The organism is Streptomyces sp. NPDC031340 (genome assembly GCF_055569945.1).
The window spans coordinates 21,809-37,838 of sequence record NZ_JBVIIE010000045.1 but is presented as its reverse complement, the minus strand read 5'-3'; the positions used below and the strand labels follow the sequence as shown (position 1 = coordinate 37,838).

The window sequence follows — 16,030 nt, the reverse complement described above, 5'->3', positions numbered from 1 at the left end:
CTCACGCCTCCCAGCCGGCCGGCAGGTGGATCATCTTGTGCTCGAGGTATTCGCCGTAGCCCTCGGGCCCGAACTCCCGCCCCAGACCGGAGTTCTTGTAGCCGCCGAACGGGCCGAGCATGTCCAGGCTGAAGGTGTTGACGGAGTAGGTGCCGGTACGGACCCGCCGCGCGACCTCGATGCCGTGGGCCACGTCCGCCGTCCAGACGCTGCCGGACAGCCCGTAGTCCGAGTCGTTCGCGATCTTCAGGGCCTCGGCCTCGTCGCCGTACGGCAGCAGGCAGATGACCGGACCGAAGATCTCCTCGCGGGCGATCCGCATGGAGTTGTCGACGTCGCCGAACAGCGTCGGCTCGACGTACCAGCCGCGGTCCAGGCCCGCCGGGCGGCCGCCGCCGGTGAGGATCTTGGCGCCCTCCTCCTGGCCGATGCGGATGTAGTCGAGGTTGCGCTGCTGCTGGCGCCGGGCCACCAGCGGGCCGACCTGGGTCGCCGGGTCCAGCGGGTCGCCGACCACCAGCGCGCTCGCGGCGGCGGCGAAGGCGTCGGCGAACTCGTCGTAGCGGGAGCGGGGCACCAGGATGCGGGTCTGGGCCACGCACGCCTGGCCGTTGTTCATCCAGGCCGCCGGGACGATGCCCGCGACGGACGTCTCCAGGTCCGCGTCCGGCAGGACGACCGCCGCCGACTTGCCGCCCAGCTCCAGGGTCACCCGGGTCAGGTTGCGGGAGGCCACCTCCATCACCCGCTTGCCCGCCGCGACCGAGCCGGTGAAGGACACCTTGTCGACGCCCGGGTGGCCGACCAGGTACTCGCTGACCTCGCGGTCGGCGGGCAGGACGGACAGGACGCCCTCGGGCAGCCCGGCCTCGCGGGCGATCCCGGCGAGGATGTAGGCGTCCAGCGGCGACTCCGGCGACGGTTTGAGGATCACCGTGCAGCCGGTGAGCAGGGCCGGCGCGAGCTTGGCGGCGGCCACGAACTGCGGAACGTTCCACGGCACCACGGCCGCCACCACCCCGACCGGCTCGCGGCGCACCAGGATCCTGCCGAGCACGCCGTCGCGTGTCTCCTCGTACCGGAAGTCCCGGGCGACCTTGATCGCCGCGTCCCACACCATCATCGCGCCGAGCGCCTGCGCGAGGACGCTCCAGGAGTACGGCGAGCCGTTCTCGGACGAGATCACGCGGGCGATCTCCTCGTGCCGTGCCGCGATCCCGTCCTTGATGCGGGTGACCACCGCGATCCGCTCGTCGAGGGTCGTCCGCGGCCAGGGGCCATCGTCGAACGCCGTCCGCGCCACCGCGACCGCCCGGTCCACGTCCGCCGCCGAGGCGTGCGGCACCCGCCCGAGGACCTGCTCCGTGTGCGGCGAGATCACCTCGATGACGTCCTCGCCCAGGGGATCGGTCAACTCCCCGCCGATGAACAGCTGTCCGTGTTCCACGAGCTCGGTCATGACCGACTGCCTCCTACGGGGTCGGGCCGGTACCGTTTCTGACGCATAATCAGGAACCGCTCCAGGAACTGATACCAGTTCTAGTTATAGTGGGCAATGGCTTCGCAGCGGGGTCAGTCGACGAGCGACCAGGACGGGGCGGCCCATGGCGCAGGTGCACGACCACGGCGGTGGCGTACGGTCCGTCGAGGTCCCCATCCCGGACAATCCCCTCGGACACACGCTCGTGCACGTCGTCGACACCGACCGCGGCCCGGTGCTGATCGACACCGGCTGGGACGACCCCGGCTCCTGGGACGCCCTCGCCGAGGGCCTGACCGCGTGCGGCACGGCCGTCGGCGAGATCCACGGGGTGGTCATCACCCACCACCACCCCGACCACCACGGCCTGTCGGGCAGGGTGCGGGAGGCGTCCGGCGCGTGGATCGCCATGCACGCCGCGGACACCGCCGTCGTGCGGCGCACCCGGGACACTCGTCCGGGCCGCTGGTTCGCCTACATGGCGGCCAAGCTCACCGCCGCCGGCGCCCCCGAGGAGCACGTCGCGCCGCTGCGCGCCGCAGTCCCCCGCACCGCCCTCCCGGGCTTCTCCCCCGCCCTGCCGGACCGCGAGATCGTCCCCGGCGAGCTACTCGACCTGCCCGGCCGCCGGCTGCGCGCGATCTGGACGCCGGGGCACACCCCCGGCCACGTCTGCCTGCACCTGGAGGAGGAGCACCCGGCCCGACTGCCGGGCCGCGGCCGCCTGTTCTCCGGCGACCACCTGCTCCCGGAGATCACCCCGCACATCGGCCTGTACGAGGATCCCGAGGACACCACAGTCACCGATCCCCTCGGCGACTACCTCGACTCCCTCGAACGCGTCGGCCGGCTCGCCCCCGCCGAGGTGCTCCCGGCCCACCAGCACGCCTTCACCGACGCCCCCGCCCGCGTACGGGAGTTGCTGGCGCACCACGAGACACGGCTCGCCGGTCTGCGCGCCCTGCTCGCCGAACCGCTCACGCCCTGGCAGCTCGCCGAGCGCATGGAGTGGAACCGGCCCTGGGACGAGATTCCCCACGCATCGAGGAACATCGCGGTCTCGGAGGCCGAGGCCCACCTGCGGCGGCTGGTGAAGCTGGGCCGGGCGGAGGCGGTGGCGGGGAGCGACCCGGTGGCGTACGTGGCCGTGGGGCACGTATGAACACGTACTCGTGGCCCCATGGAGAGACTGGGCCGGGGTGACGGGGGCCACTCACAGCCGCCGCTCAGGGCGTTCCTACGGGCCGGTACAGTAGCCGGGTCGTCATCACACCCGTACGGGGGGAAGCCGGTGCAATTCCGGCGCTGACCCGCAACCGTGAACCGCCCGCCGAGGGCGGCCAGCCGGACTGCCCCGTACGGTCGTGACCGGCTCAGGTGCGTCGGCGGTCCGCCGGCGTACGGCACCGTCGAGGCATACGGAGCCGAGCCGCCCGGGGTGTCCCGTGCTGCCCGCTCCCATAGGGGAAGGCACCCGCCGAGCATGAACGTCGTCCGCCGCACCGCCGCGGCCCTGGCAGCCACCGCCGTGATCGGCACGGCCGCGCCCGCCGTCGCAGCGACCTCGTCGCCGTCCCCGTCGGCGGCGATACCCGACGGCCTGTACGGCTCCTCGGACCCGAAGTACGACGGCGTCTGGCGCCAGTCGCTGGCGCTGCTCGCGCAGGACACCGTGGGCGTGCGCCCGGCGGCGAAGGCGGTGGACTGGCTGGTCGGCCAGCAGTGCGCGAACGGCGCCTACGCACCGTTCCGCGCGGATGCCACCAAGGCCTGCGACGCCAAGGTCGTGGTCGACACGAACAGCACGGCCGCCGCCGTCCAGGCCCTCGCCGCCCTCGGCGGCCACGACGCCGCCACCGGCAAGGCGGTCGCCTGGCTGAAGTCCGCGCAGAACAAGGACGGCGGCTGGGGCTACGCACCGGGCGGGGCGAGCGACGCCAACTCGACGTCCGTCGTCATCGGCGCCCTCGCCGCCGTGGGTGAGCAGCCCGCGCGGGTGACCAAGGGCGGCAAGTCCCCCTACGACGCCCTGCTGAAGCTCGCCCTCCCGTGCGACGCGAAGGACGCGGGCGCCTTCGCCTACCAGCCGGACAAGAAGGGCACGCTCGCCGCCAACGCGGACGCGACGGCCGCGGCCGTGGTCGGCGCCCTCGGCAAGGGCCTGACCGGGGCCGCCGCGAAGCCGACGGGCACCGCCCCGGCCTGCGCGGACGCGAGCGATCCCGGGCAGGCCGCGCGCAACGGCGCCGCGTACCTCATCAAGACGCTGGCCAAGGGCCACCACCTGACCTCGGCCATGCCCGGCGCCAAGCCCCAGCCCGACTACGGCAACACCGCCGACGCCGTCCTCGCCCTCGCCACCGCGGGCCAGGGCGACAAGGCGGCCGGCGCCGTGCGCTGGCTGGAGGCGAACTCGGCGCAGTGGGCGCGGGCGAGCGGACCGGCCGCCTACGCGGAGCTGATCCTGGCCGCGAACGCGGCATCCGGCGACGTCCGCGACTTCGGCGGCCAGGACCTGGTCGGGCTCCTGAACGCCACCGGCCCCACGCCGGCGTCCGTCCCGGCCTCCGCCAAGGCCCAGCCGGCCAAGGCCGACTCCGCCGAGGCCGGCAAGAAGGACGACTCCGGCTTCGGCGTCTGGTGGATCGTCGGCGTGTTCCTCGTCGCCGGCATCGGCATCGGCTTCCTGCTCAGCGGCCGCGGCAAGAGGCAGCAGCCGTGACACGCCGTCTCGCCGTCCTGCTGACCACCGTGCTGCTCGCCCTGGCCGCCACCGGCCAGGCCCGGGCCACCGGCTACCGCTACTGGTCCTTCTGGGAGTCGGAGTCCGGCCGGTGGACCTACGCCACCCAGGGCCCCGCCACCACCCGCCCCTCCGACGGCGACGTCCAGGGCTTCCGCTTCTCGGTGAGCGAGGACTCGGGCGACGCGGCGAAGCCGCGCGGGACCACCTCCTTCTCGACGATCTGCGCGCGGACTCCGGCACGGGAGGGCGAGAAGCGGGTGGCTCTCGTCCTCGACTTCGGCACGGCCGCCGACGCCCCGTCCGGCGAGACGCCGCCGGCCGGCCGTACCGCCTGCGCGCGGGTGCCGGCCGACGCCACCACGGCGGACGCCCTGGCCTCGGTGGCGAAGCCGCTGCGCTACGACACCAACGCCCTGCTGTGCGCGATCGCCGGGTATCCGCACAAGGGGTGCGGGGAACAGATCGCCGGCGCGAAGAAGCCGGCGGCGGGCACGGCGGCGGACAAGACGGGCGAGAACGACGGCACGGACGGCGGCGGCCCGTCGGTGGGGCTGTTCGCCGGTGCCGGAGCGGTCGTGCTGCTGGGCGCGGCGGCGGTGTGGCAGACCCGGCGACGCGGGCATGGCGGGTAAGCCCTCGCTGCACCCGGGCGCCTGGTGGCTGTGGTCGCTCGGTCTGGGCACCGCGGCCACCCGCACCACCAACCCCCTGCTGCTCGGCCTCCTCGTCGCGACGTCCGCCTACGTCGTCGCCGTCTGCCGCACCGAGGCACCCTGGGCACGCTCCTACTCCGCGTTCGTCAAGCTGGCGCTCGCCGTCCTCGGCGTCCGCCTCTTCTTCGCCGTCGCCCTCGGCTCCCCGGTCCCCGGCACGCACGTGATCGTCGCCCTCCCCGAAGTCCCCCTGCCGCACTGGGCGCAGGGCGTCCGGCTGGGCGGCGAGGTCACCGCCGAGTCACTCGTCTTCGCCTGCTACGACGGCCTGAAACTGGCCGCGCTGCTGATCTGCGTGGGCGCCGCGAACGCCCTCGCCAACCCGTCCCGCCTGCTGAAGTCCCTCCCGGGCGCCCTGTACGAGACGGGCGTCGCGGTGGTCGTCGCCCTGACCTTCGCGCCGAACCTCATCGCCGACGTCCAGCGCCTGCGCGCCGCCCGCCGGCTGCGCGGCCGTCCCGACAGCGGCGTCCGCGGCCTGCTGCACGTCGGACTGCCCGTGCTGGAGGGCGCGTTGGAGCGGTCCGTCGCGCTCGCCGCCGCGATGGACGCCCGCGGCTACGGCCGCACCGCCGAGGTCCCGCCCGCCGTGCGCCGCACCACCGCCGCCCTCACCCTCGGCGGCCTGCTCGGCGTCTGCGCCGGAACATACGGGCTGCTGACCGCCGCGGGCGGCGCCTACGGGCTGCCGCTGCTGCTCGCCGGGACCGCCGCGGCCCTGGCCGGGCTGCGGCTGGGCGGCCGCCGCAGCCCGCGCACCCGGTACCGTCCGGACCGGTGGGACGTCCGCGCCTGGCTGGTCGCGGGCTCCGGGGCCGCGGTGGCCGCGCTGCTCACCCTCGCCGCCGCCGGCGACCCGGAGGCGCTGCACCCCGGCGTCGTCCCGCTGGTCGCCCCCGCCCTGCCGCTGTGGCCCGCGGCGGCCGTACTGCTCGGCCTGCTGCCGTCGTTCGTCGCCCCCAGGGAGCCGTCGTCCCCGCGGGGTCGCCGTGATCAAGGAGCCGTCGTGACCGAGGAGTCGCCGTGATCGAGGAGTCGCCGTGATCGAGGAGTCGCCGTGATCCGCTTCGAGGATGTCTCCGTGACGTACGACGGCGCGTCCGAACCGACCGTCCGCGGCGTGGACTTCGAGGTCCCGGAGGGCGAACTGGTGCTGCTGGTGGGCCCGTCGGGGGTCGGCAAGTCCACGGTCCTCGGCACGGTCAGCGGCCTGGTGCCGCACTTCACGGGCGGCACGCTGCGCGGCCGCGTCACGGTCGCGGGCCGCGACACCCGCACGCACAAGCCGCGCGAACTCGCGGACGTGGTGGGCACGGTGGGGCAGGATCCGCTCTCGCACTTCGTCACCGACACCGTCGAGGACGAACTCGCCTACGGCATGGAGTCGTTGGGCCTGCCGCCGGCGGTGATGCGGCGCCGCGTGGAGGAGACCCTCGACCTGCTCGGGCTGGCCGGCCTCCGCGACCGCCCGATCGCCACCCTCTCCGGCGGCCAGCAGCAGCGCGTCGCCATCGGCTCGGTCCTCACCCCGCACCCCAGGGTGCTGGTCCTCGACGAACCGACCTCGGCCCTCGACCCGGCGGCCGCGGAAGAGGTCCTCGCGGTCCTGCAACGCCTCGTCCACGACCTCGGCACGACGGTCCTGATGGCGGAACACCGCCTGGAACGCGTCATCCAGTACGCCGACCAGGTCGCCCTGCTCCCCGCCCCCGGAGCGCCCCCGGTGCTCGGCGACCCGGCCGGAGTGATGGCCGTGTCGCCGGTGTGTCCGCCGGTCGTGGAGCTGGGACGCCTGGCCGGCTGGTCCCCGCTGCCGCTGACGGTGCGGGACGCGCGGCGCCGGGCCGGTGACCTCCGGGAGCGGCTGTCCCGACGGGCGCGGCCCGGGGTCACCCCGCAGGCGCCGGCGAGCGTGCCGCCCCCTCGCCCGGCCCCCGCCGGCCGGTGGCGGCCGGCCTTCCGCAGGCACCGCGCCCCCGCTGTCACGGCGCTCACCGCGCCCACCGTCGCCGAAGTCCGCTCCCTCTCGGTCCGCCGGGCCCGGGTGGACGCCCTTCGCCGGATCGACCTCACCGTCGCCCCCGGCGAGACCATCGCCCTGATGGGCCGCAACGGCGCGGGCAAGTCCACCCTCCTCGGCGCCCTCGTCGGCCTCGTCGCCCCGACCACCGGCTCGGTGCTGACCGGCGGCGTGCCCCCGCACCGCACGCCCCCCGCCGACCTCGTGCGCCGGGTCGGCCTGGTCCCCCAGGAACCCCGTGACCTGCTGTACGCCGACACGGTCGGGGCCGAGTGCGCCGCCGCCGACCGGGACGCCCACGCCGACCCCGGCACCTGCCGCGCCCTGGTCTCCGAGCTGCTCCCCGGCATATCCGACGACACCCACCCGCGCGACCTGTCGGAGGGCCAGCGCCTCACGCTCGCGCTCGCCGTCGTGCTGACCGCGCGCCCGCCCCTGCTGCTGCTCGACGAGCCGACCCGGGGCCTGGACTACGCGGCCAAGGCCCGCCTCGTCACCCTGCTCCGCGCCCTGGCCGCCGAGGGCCACGCGATCGTCCTCGCCACGCACGACGTCGAACTCGCAGCCGAGCTCGCCCACCGGGTGGTCCTGCTCGCCGAGGGCGAGGTGATCGCGGACGGTCCGACCGCGGAGGTCGTCGTCTCCTCCCCCTCCTTCGCCCCGCAGGTCACCAAGATCCTCGCCCCGCAGGAGTGGCTGACGGTCGCCCAGGTGCGGGAGGCGCTGGAGACAGTGGAGGCGCTGGGATGACCGCACAGGCCAGAGCGGTCCGCCTGGGCCCCCGTTCCGTCGCCGCCCTCGTCCTGGTCGGCGCCGTGGGGGTGGCCGGCTTCGGCTGGCCGTTCCTCGCCCCGCCCGACTCGCAGCTCGGCGCCCACGCCCAGGACGCCCCGTGGCTCTTCGCCGGGCTGCTGGTGCTGCTGGTCGCCGTCGTCGCCGCGACGATCGCCGAGTCGGGGCTCGGGCCGAAGGCCGTGGCCATGCTCGGGGTGCTCGCGGCGGCCGGCGCAGCACTGCGTCCGATCGGCGCCGGAACCGCCGGGATCGAGCCGATGTTCTTCCTGATGGTGCTCAGCGGCCGGGTGCTGGGCCCCGGGTTCGGCTTCACCCTCGGCTCGCTCACGATGTTCGCGTCGGCGCTGCTCACCGGCGGGGTGGGCCCGTGGATGCCGTTCCAGATGCTGGCGATGGGCTGGTTCACCATGGGGGCGGGCCTGCTGCCGGGTCCGGACCGGCTGCGCGGCCGGGGCGAGACCGCCCTCCTCGCCGCCTACGGCTTCCTCGCCGCGTTCGCCTACGGCACGATCATGAACCTCGCCGGCTGGCCCTTCATGGGCGCGCTCGCCTCGGGCATCGCCTTCGACCCGCACGCGGCCGTCCCCGCCAACCTGGCCCGCTTCGTCGCCTACTGTGCGGCCACGTCCCTGGGCTGGGACATGGGCCGGGCCGTGGTCACCGTGGTGCTGACGCTCACCCTGGGCCCGGCCGTGCTCAGGGCACTGCGCAGAGCCACTCGCCGGGCGGCGTTCGAGACCGCGGTCACCTTCGAGGCGCCCCCGAACGGTGAACGCAGATCAAGTGGGGCCTGCGGTACCTGAACTCCCGCTACGGCAGCCCCGCCCCCTCCCCCGCGCCCACGGTGGACCTGGATACACCGCGCCCCGGCCGGCCGGGGCCCCGGCCTCGGCGCCCCCGGGACGAGAGCGACCGGGTCGGGGACTACGCCTGCTGCGGGACACCGCCCTCCTTCGCCTTCGCCGCTCTGTGGGCTCTCCACTCCTTGCGGAACATGTGGGCGCGCAGCACGGCGATCGCCAGGAACAGCAGGCCGAAGCCGCCCCTGGCCAGGCCTCCCACCATGACGAACCAGTAGAGGGCCAGGCCTGCGAAGCCGAGGCAGACGGCGACCATGACGGGTTCGCGGATGTAGAAGGGCAGGACGCGGAGGATCACGTTGATCAGCACCGGCCAAGTTGATCAGTTCGCGTCAACCCCGGCAAGCGGTTATCACAGCCGCTGGAGGATCGTCCCGGTGGCCAGGCCGCCGCCGGCGCACATCGTCACCAGCGCGAACTCCTTGTCGGTGCGCTCCAGTTCATGGAGGGCGGTGGTGATCAGCCGTGCTCCGGTCGCGCCGACGGGGTGCCCGAGCGCGATCGCGCCGCCGTTGACGTTCACCTTCTGGAGGTCCTGTTCGAAGACCTGGGCCCAGCTCAGCACCACGGAGGCGAAGGCCTCGTTGATCTCGACGACGTCGATGTCCTTCAGCGACATGCCCGCCTTGCCGAGCACCGCGCGCGTCGCGTCGATGGGACCGTCGAGGTGGAAGTGCGGGTCGGCGCCCACGAGGGCCTGGGCCACGATCCGCGCCCGCGGCCGCAGCTTCAGCGCCCGGGCCATCCGTTTCGAGGCCCACATGATGGCCGCCGCGCCGTCGCTGATCTGCGACGAGTTGCCGGCCGTGTGGACGGCCGTGGGCATCACCGGCTTGAGGCGCGCCAGCACCTCGAGGGACGTGTCGCGCAGCCCCTCGTCGCGGTCGACGAGACGCCACATGCCCTGACCGGCCTGCTGCTCCTCCTCGGTGGTCGGGACCTGGACGGCGAACGTCTCCTTCTTGAACCGCTCCTCGGACCAGGCCACGGCGGCCCGCTCCTGCGAGATCAGACCGAGCGAGTCGACGTTCTCCCGGGTCAGGCCGCGCCGGCGGGCGATCCGCTCCGCCGCCTCGAACTGGTTCGGCAGGTCGACGTGCCACTCGTCGGGGAACGGCTTGCCCGGCCCGTGCTTCGAGCCCGAGCCCAGCGGCACCCGCGACATCGCCTCGACGCCGCACGAGATGCCGACGTCGATCACGCCCGTGGCGACCATGTTGGCCACCATGTGCGCCGCCTGCTGCGAGGACCCGCACTGGCAGTCGACCGTCGTCGCCGCGGTCTCGTAGGGCAGCCCCATGGCCAGCCACGCCGTGCGCGCGGGGTTCATGGACTGCTCGCCGGCGTGCGTGACGGTGCCGCCGACGATCTGCTCGACGCAGTCGGCGGGTATGCCGGTGCGGCCGAGGAGTTCACGGTAGGTCTCGCCCAGCAGGTAGGCGGGGTGCAGGTTGGCGAGCGCGCCGCCGCGCTTGCCGATGGGGGTGCGTACGGCTTCGACGATCACGGGTTCCGCGGCCATGGGGGGTTGATCCTCTCCTCCGGTCCGCGCGAGGGGGGCGTCCCGGCCCACCCGCCACGCAGAACTAGTACGCGTTCTAGTTCTAAGGGCAGTGTGCTGACGTCGCACGCGCCCCCGCAAGGGTCGTGCAGCGCCCGATGTCTTGATCTGCAGATCTGCACGGATCCCGCACGCAATTGACGGCGCCGCACCCCTTGCCAGTTGTAGAACCCGTTATTACCTTCACCGCAATTCCTGATGGTCCGTCAGATGGCTGGAGTGAGTTGCCGATGCCCTGTCCAGCGCTCCCCGACGGGTTCGACTTCACCGACCCCGATGTGCTGCACCAGCGCGTGCCCCTGCCGGAGTTCGCGGAACTGCGCCGGGCCGAACCGGTGCGCTGGATCCCGCAGCCGGGCAACGTGGCCGGCTTCCGGGACGAGGGCTACTGGGCCGTGACCCGGCACGCCGACGTCAAGTACGTCTCCACTCACCCGGAGTTGTTCTCCTCCACCCTCAACACGGCGATCATCCGCTTCAACGAGCACATCGAGCGCGACGCGATCGACGCCCAGCGGCTCATTCTGCTGAACATGGACCCCCCGGAACACACCAGGGTGCGCCAGATCGTGCAGCGCGTGTTCACCCCGCGCGCCATCCGCGCCCTCCAGGACCGGCTGCGCGCCCGCGCCGGCGCCATCGCACGCGCCGCCGAGGCCCGCCCGGGCCCGTTCGACTTCGTCACCGAGGTCGCCTGCGAGCTGCCCCTGCAGGCGATCGCCGAGCTCATCGGCATCCCGCAGGACGACCGGGCCAAGATCTTCGACTGGTCCAACAAGATGATCGCCTACGACGACCCCGAGTACGCCATCACCGAGGAGGTCGGCACCGAGTCGGCCACCGAGCTCATCGCCTACGCCATGAACATGGCCGCCGACCGCAAGCAGTGCCCGGCGAAGGACATCGTGACGACGCTGGTGGCGGCCGAGGACGAGGGCAGTCTCAGCTCCGACGAGTTCGGCTTCTTCGTGCTGATGCTGGCCGTGGCCGGAAACGAGACCACCCGCAACGCCATCACCCACGGCATGCACGCCTTCCTCACCCATCCGGACCAGTGGGAGCTGTACAAACGTGAGCGCCCGGCGACGGCGGCGGAGGAGATCGTCCGCTGGGCGACCCCGGTCAACGCCTTCCAGCGCACCGCCACCCAGGACACCGAACTCGGCGGCAAGCGGATCAGGAAGGGCGACCGGGTCGGCCTCTTCTACGCCTCCGCCAACCACGACCCCGACGTCTTCGACGACCCCGACGCCTTCGACATCACCCGCGACCCCAACCCGCACCTCGGCTTCGGCGGCGGCGGCCCGCACTTCTGCCTCGGCAAGTCCCTGGCCGTACTGGAGATCGACCTCATCTTCGACGCGATCGCCGGCGCCCTGCCGAACCTCACCCTGGCCGGCGAGCCGCGCCGGCTGCGCTCCTCCTGGATCAACGGCGTGAAGGAACTAGGCGTCCAAGCGGGCTGACCCGTCTCGGGCCGGCGGCATCCCGGCGCCGCCGGCCCGTCCGCGGGGGAGGCAGGAGCACACCTCGCCCCTACGCCCCGCCCCTGCCTCCCCCGGGGGCCACCGCCGTCAGCTGGGTGCGGGTTCCTTGGCCGGCACACGTTCCACGCCGGCCGCCGGGACCGCGGCCGACGCGGCGCGCGGCCCCTGCAGCAGGTACGTCAGCCCGAAGCCCGCACCCACGACCACCGCGCCGCCGACCGCGTCCAGCACCCAGTGGTTGCCGGTCGCCACGATCGCAGAGACGGTGAACAGCGGGTGCAGCAGGCCGAGCGCCTTCATCCACCACCGGGGAGCGATGACCGCGATGGCCAGTCCGCACCACAGCGACCAGCCGAAGTGCAGCGACGGCATCGCCGCGTACTGGTTGGTGAGGGCGGTCAGCGTGCCGTAGTCGGGTTTGGAGAAGTCCTGCACGCCGTGCACGGTGTCGATGATGCCGAGGCCGGGCAGCAGGCGCGGCGGCGCCAGCGGGTAGAGCCAGAAGCCGACCAGCGCCAGCAGCGTGGCGAAGCCGAGGGAGGCGCGGGCCCAGCGGTAGTCGACCGGGCGGCGCCAGTACAGCACGGCGAGGACGCTCAGCGGGACGACGAAGTGGAACGACTCGTAGTAGAAGTCGAAGAAGTCGCGCAGCCAGCCGACCTTGACGACCGCGTGGTTGGCCCAGTGCTCGATGTCGATGTGCAGGACCCGCTCGAGGCCGAGGATCTGGTGGCCGTGCGCCTCCGCCCGCGCCCGGCCGCCCGAGATGGTGCCGCCGGTGGCCGCGAGGCGGACCTGCTGGTAGGCGGCGTAGGTGACGCGGATGAGGAGCAGTTCCAGGAGCAGGTTCGGGCGGGTCAGCACCCGGCGCAGGGCCGGCAGCAGCGGCACGTGGCGGAAGCGGGCCGGGACCGGAGCGGCGTACTCGGTGGGGACGGGCGAGCGGTAGTGCGGCGAGGTGCGGGACAGGAACGGCACGACGGTCGCCGCGGCGAGGGCGGCGAGCAGCACCACGTTGTCGCGCAGGACGTACAGGGCCGCCATGTTCGGCAGCATCATCCTGGCGGGCAGCGTCATCACCAGGACCACGGCGACCGGCCACACGTACCGGTCGGAGGCCCGCTTGCCGACGCGGCCGACGACGGCGAGCAGCACCCACAGCAGCTGGTGCTGCCAGGCGGTCGGCGACACAGCGATGGCCGCGCAGCCGGTGATCGCGACGGCGAGCAGCAGTTGCCCCTCGCGGGCGTAGCGCACGGCGCGGCGCAGCCCGAGGAAGGCCACGGCGGCGCCGAGCACCAGGAACAGGGCGATCTCCAGCGGCCCGGCGAGGCCCAGCCGGAGCAGGGCGCCGTGCAGGGACTGGTTGGCGAGGTCGTCGGCCGCGCCGCCGAGCCCGGTGCCCGCCATGTGGTGCACCCAGTAGGTGTACGAGTCGTGCGGCATCGCCGCCCAGGCCAGCGCGGTGCACGCGGCGAAGGCGGCGCCGGTGGTCAGGGCGGCGCGGCGGCGGCCGGTGTACCACAGCAGCGGTGCGAAGAGCAGGACCGTCGGCTGGAGGGCGGCGGCGAAGCCGATGAGCAGGCCGCCGGCGTACCGGCCGCGTACGACGAAGCAGCCCAGCAGTACCAGCAGGACCGGGATGATACTGGTCTGGCCCAGCCAGAGCGTGTTGCGCACCGGCAGCGACAGCATCAGCAGGCTGATCGCGACGGGCGCGGCGAGCAGGGAGGTGCGTCTGCTCACCGGCGGCGGCAGCGCGCGGGCGGTGACCAGCCCGAGCGCGACGACCAGCAGCAGCGTGCCGAAGGTCCAGCCCCAGCCGAGGGCCTGCTCGGCCGCCCGGGTGAGCGGCTTCATGACGAGGCCGCCGAAGGGTGTGCCGGTGAAACGGGTGGAGTCGTACAGCGACCCCTTCACGTGCAGGACGCCGTCGGGGCCGACCCAGGTCTCCAGGTCCGTCAGCCGGTCGCCCCGGGGGGTGCCGAGGACCACGGCCACCTGCCGTACCGCGAGGACCGCCGCGATCAGCCACAGGCCCAGCCGCGTCGCGCGCAGACCTCCTCCGGCCCCGCCGGCGGCCGTCGCCCCGAAGGCTTCCGCCGGTCGCCCGCTGTGCTCCACGTTCGCCACGCCTGGTCGGCCTCCCGCCCCGTCGTTCCTATGCGCACCCTATGGCTCGCACCGCCCCCGGAGGGAGACGCAGGCAACCCCTGCTTCACCTGGCGTCGATCCCCCTTTTATCGGGATGACGATAGTCGGCCGGGGGTTGTGCCGCTGCCGGCGGGCGCGAGGTGGATCACATCCGAACCCGCACGAACCCCGCCGGGACCGGCGATCGGGCCGGTTCGGGACCGCGTCCGTCAGGACAGGCCGCCCGGCGACCGGTCGCTCGTCCGGGGGAAGACCATGAACGGGGGTTCCGGGCGTCGGCGGCGGTGCCGGGGCGGGCTGCGGCGGCTCGGGCCCGGTGGCCCGGTACCGGGGGGAGGCGCGCAGCCGAGGCCGGGACGGGACAGCGCCGGAACAGCCGATCGGCCGCCCAGCCCGTCCCGCGCGGGAACGGCCGGACGGCCGAAGGCGACTGCCGTGGCCGGTCAGGCCTCGTGGTAGAAGCCGACGTTCACGCTGCGCGGCGCGGTGCGGTCCTGGATGACGACCTCGCCGTTGCCGCCCGGGGGCAGCGCCACATGACCGCCGTAGGCGATGGTCTGCGCGTACTCCCCGACGATCAGCCGGACCTCGGAGGACGGGTCGGGCTGCGAACCGCGCAGCCAGGTCACCTGCCAGGTCCCCTCCGGGCCGCACCGGAACTCCAGGTGCACACGGGAGACGAACAGCCAGTCCTCGGGGGGCGCCAGACGGCACACCGCCTTGTCCCGCCCCACCCGCAGCACGGCGCCGGGCTCACTCGGCGCGTCGGCCATGAGCATGCCGGCCGTGGCACCCTCTTCCTCCCCCGAGACGGTGGCCATGGTGAGTTCGAGCACGTGCGCTCCTCCTGAACGATCCCTCGACGGCCTGCAACCGCCTCGTACGCCTGCCTGGTCGGCGCACCGCGGAATGATAAATCGCCCGGCCGTGTCCCGTCCGGCACAATGAACTCTTGACTTCCCCCCCTCCTGAAAGAGGGGGATTCCTACAGCTCGCGCCGTGGGGTTTTCTGCTTCATCGCCGACTGCCCGCCCGGAGTTCTCCGTTGAGGTCTTACGCCAGCTCCACAGACAGACACCGTCAGCCCGACGGCCAGAAGGTTCTTCGCAGCGTTCACGTCCCGGTCGTGGGTCGTCCCGCAGTCGCACGTCCACTCGCGGACGTGCAGCGGCATCCTGTCCCGCAGGCTGCCGCAGCAGGAGCAGAGCCTGGAGGAGGGGAACCAGCGGTCGACCGCGACCACCTCGCGGCCGTACCACTTCGCCTTGTACTCCAGCATGCTCCGGAACTCCGACCAGGCCGCATCGCTGATGGCCCTGGCCAGCCTGCCGTTCTTCATCATGTTCCGGACGGCGAGGTCCTCGATCACGATCGTTTGGTTTTCACGAACGAGCCGAGTGCTGAGCTTGTGCAGGCTGTCGCGTCGCCGGTCGGCGATGCGGGCGTGGATGCGGGCGACCTTCCTGCGGGCCTTGGCCCGGTTGGCGCCGTCGCCCTCGGCCTTACGGGCAAGCTGCCGCTGGGCTCGGGCCAGGCGTGCGCGGTCGCGACGCTCATGCCGGGGATTGGTGATCTTCTCGCCGGTCGAGAGGGTCAGCAGGTGGTCGAGTCCGGCATCCACGCCGATCGCTTCACCGCCTGCGGCAAGCGGCTGGACGGAAGGGTCCTCACACAGCAGGGACACGTACCAGCGGCCCGCGCTGTCCTGGGAAACCGTCGCCGTGGACGGCGAAGCCCCCTCGGGCAAGGGTCGGGACCACACGATGTCCAGCGGTTCCGCCATCTTCGCCAGGGTCAGCCCACCGTCCCGGAACCGGAACGCGCTGGTGGTGTACTCCGCCGACTTCCGCGAATTCTTCCGCGACTTGAAGCGCGGGTACCCTGCGCGCCTGGCGAAGAAGCCGGCGAACGCCGTCTGCAAGTGCCTGAGGGCCTGCTGGAGCGGGACGGAGGAGACGTCGTTGAGGTACGCCAGTTCCTCGGTCTTCTTCCAGGCCGTCAGCATCGCCGACGTCTGGTTGTAGTTGACCCGCTCCTGCCGCGTCCATGCTTCCGTGCGCGCCGCGAGCGCGAGGTTGTAGACCTTCCGCACGCAGCCGAACGTGCGCGACAGCTCGGCCGCCTGCGCATCGGTCGGATAGAAGCGGTACTTGAACGCCCGCTTCACAATGACCCTCATGGCTCACACACTAGCCCATCACCTTGTGATCGAGA

At 73.1% G+C, this 16,030-nt stretch carries 13 protein-coding genes and 1 riboswitch; of the genes, 7 read left to right on the top strand and 6 right to left on the bottom strand.

Annotation, left to right across the window (positions count from 1 at the left end):
* Position 1 precedes the first annotated feature (1 nt).
* Positions 2-1,459 (bottom strand): aldehyde dehydrogenase, encoded by a 1,458-nt coding sequence (locus tag ACZ5GT_RS29425; RefSeq protein ID WP_469032014.1) that lies wholly within the window; start codon positions 1,457-1,459, stop codon positions 2-4.
* A gap of 145 nt (positions 1,460-1,604) precedes the next feature.
* Between ACZ5GT_RS29425 and ACZ5GT_RS29420 the strand changes: the two genes are divergently transcribed.
* The 6 genes from ACZ5GT_RS29420 (at position 1,605) to ACZ5GT_RS29395 (ending at position 8,557) form a co-directional block, all read left to right on the top strand.
* Positions 1,605-2,642, top strand: a complete 1,038-nt coding sequence (locus ACZ5GT_RS29420) for an MBL fold metallo-hydrolase (protein ID WP_469032013.1) — start codon at positions 1,605-1,607, stop codon at positions 2,640-2,642.
* A gap of 71 nt (positions 2,643-2,713) precedes the next feature.
* Positions 2,714-2,843, top strand: a riboswitch (cobalamin riboswitch).
* A 120-nt stretch (positions 2,844-2,963) separates the two neighbouring features.
* On the top strand, positions 2,964-4,202 hold the full coding sequence (locus tag ACZ5GT_RS29415; protein WP_469032011.1) for a prenyltransferase/squalene oxidase repeat-containing protein: 1,239 nt from the start codon (positions 2,964-2,966) through the stop codon (positions 4,200-4,202).
* Positions 4,199-4,858, top strand: coding sequence for an SCO2322 family protein (locus ACZ5GT_RS29410; RefSeq protein WP_469032008.1), 660 nt, complete (start codon positions 4,199-4,201; stop codon positions 4,856-4,858). Before ACZ5GT_RS29415 ends, ACZ5GT_RS29410 begins: the two co-directional genes overlap by 4 nt.
* Complete coding sequence (locus ACZ5GT_RS29405; protein WP_469032005.1) at positions 4,848-5,966, top strand: energy-coupling factor transporter transmembrane component T; 1,119 nt, start codon at positions 4,848-4,850, stop codon at positions 5,964-5,966. The genes ACZ5GT_RS29410 and ACZ5GT_RS29405 overlap by 11 nt, the downstream gene beginning before the upstream one ends.
* A gap of 30 nt (positions 5,967-5,996) precedes the next feature.
* On the top strand, positions 5,997-7,709 hold the full coding sequence (locus ACZ5GT_RS29400; protein WP_469032001.1) for an ABC transporter ATP-binding protein: 1,713 nt from the start codon (positions 5,997-5,999) through the stop codon (positions 7,707-7,709).
* Positions 7,706-8,557, top strand: coding sequence for an ECF transporter S component (locus ACZ5GT_RS29395; RefSeq protein WP_469031998.1), 852 nt, complete (start codon positions 7,706-7,708; stop codon positions 8,555-8,557). The genes ACZ5GT_RS29400 and ACZ5GT_RS29395 overlap by 4 nt, the downstream gene beginning before the upstream one ends.
* Positions 8,558-8,678: 121 nt before the next feature.
* Here ACZ5GT_RS29395 and ACZ5GT_RS29390 read toward each other — a convergent pair whose 3' ends face one another.
* Both ACZ5GT_RS29390 and ACZ5GT_RS29385 read right to left on the bottom strand, forming a co-directional pair.
* Complete coding sequence (locus ACZ5GT_RS29390; RefSeq protein WP_469031995.1) at positions 8,679-8,924, bottom strand: hypothetical protein; 246 nt, start codon at positions 8,922-8,924, stop codon at positions 8,679-8,681.
* A gap of 42 nt (positions 8,925-8,966) precedes the next feature.
* Positions 8,967-10,136 carry a steroid 3-ketoacyl-CoA thiolase gene (locus ACZ5GT_RS29385; protein ID WP_469031992.1) on the bottom strand — a complete coding sequence of 390 codons (1,170 nt, stop codon included), beginning with the start codon at positions 10,134-10,136 and terminating at the stop codon, positions 8,967-8,969.
* A gap of 269 nt (positions 10,137-10,405) precedes the next feature.
* Here ACZ5GT_RS29385 and ACZ5GT_RS29380 point away from each other — a divergent pair, with 269 nt between their 5' ends.
* Positions 10,406-11,641, top strand: coding sequence for a cytochrome P450 (locus ACZ5GT_RS29380; RefSeq protein WP_469031989.1), 1,236 nt, complete (start codon positions 10,406-10,408; stop codon positions 11,639-11,641).
* A 108-nt stretch (positions 11,642-11,749) separates the two neighbouring features.
* Here ACZ5GT_RS29380 and ACZ5GT_RS29375 read toward each other — a convergent pair whose 3' ends face one another.
* The 3 genes from ACZ5GT_RS29375 to ACZ5GT_RS29365 form a co-directional block, all read right to left on the bottom strand.
* Positions 11,750-13,795 (bottom strand): bifunctional glycosyltransferase 87/phosphatase PAP2 family protein, encoded by a 2,046-nt coding sequence (locus ACZ5GT_RS29375; RefSeq protein WP_469031987.1) that lies wholly within the window; start codon positions 13,793-13,795, stop codon positions 11,750-11,752.
* Between the two features lie 464 nt (positions 13,796-14,259).
* Positions 14,260-14,652, bottom strand: coding sequence for a hypothetical protein (locus ACZ5GT_RS29370; RefSeq protein ID WP_469031985.1), 393 nt, complete (start codon positions 14,650-14,652; stop codon positions 14,260-14,262).
* A gap of 149 nt (positions 14,653-14,801) precedes the next feature.
* Entirely contained in the window at positions 14,802-15,995 is a 1,194-nt protein-coding gene (locus ACZ5GT_RS29365) for an RNA-guided endonuclease InsQ/TnpB family protein (protein WP_469031983.1), read from the bottom strand.
* Between the last annotated feature and the right edge of the window lie 35 nt (positions 15,996-16,030).

Coding starts and splice junctions, on each gene's coding strand:
- ACZ5GT_RS29385 (WP_469031992.1), bottom strand. CDS start 10,136: ATGGCCGCGGAACCCGTGATCGTCGAAGCCGTACGCACCCCCATCGGC.
- ACZ5GT_RS29405 (WP_469032005.1), top strand. CDS start 4,848: ATGGCGGGTAAGCCCTCGCTGCACCCGGGCGCCTGGTGGCTGTGGTCG.
- ACZ5GT_RS29380 (WP_469031989.1), top strand. CDS start 10,406: ATGCCCTGTCCAGCGCTCCCCGACGGGTTCGACTTCACCGACCCCGAT.
- ACZ5GT_RS29395 (WP_469031998.1), top strand. CDS start 7,706: ATGACCGCACAGGCCAGAGCGGTCCGCCTGGGCCCCCGTTCCGTCGCC.
- ACZ5GT_RS29420 (WP_469032013.1), top strand. CDS start 1,605: ATGGCGCAGGTGCACGACCACGGCGGTGGCGTACGGTCCGTCGAGGTC.
- ACZ5GT_RS29365 (WP_469031983.1), bottom strand. CDS start 15,995: ATGAGGGTCATTGTGAAGCGGGCGTTCAAGTACCGCTTCTATCCGACC.
- ACZ5GT_RS29415 (WP_469032011.1), top strand. CDS start 2,964: ATGAACGTCGTCCGCCGCACCGCCGCGGCCCTGGCAGCCACCGCCGTG.
- ACZ5GT_RS29425 (WP_469032014.1), bottom strand. CDS start 1,459: ATGACCGAGCTCGTGGAACACGGACAGCTGTTCATCGGCGGGGAGTTG.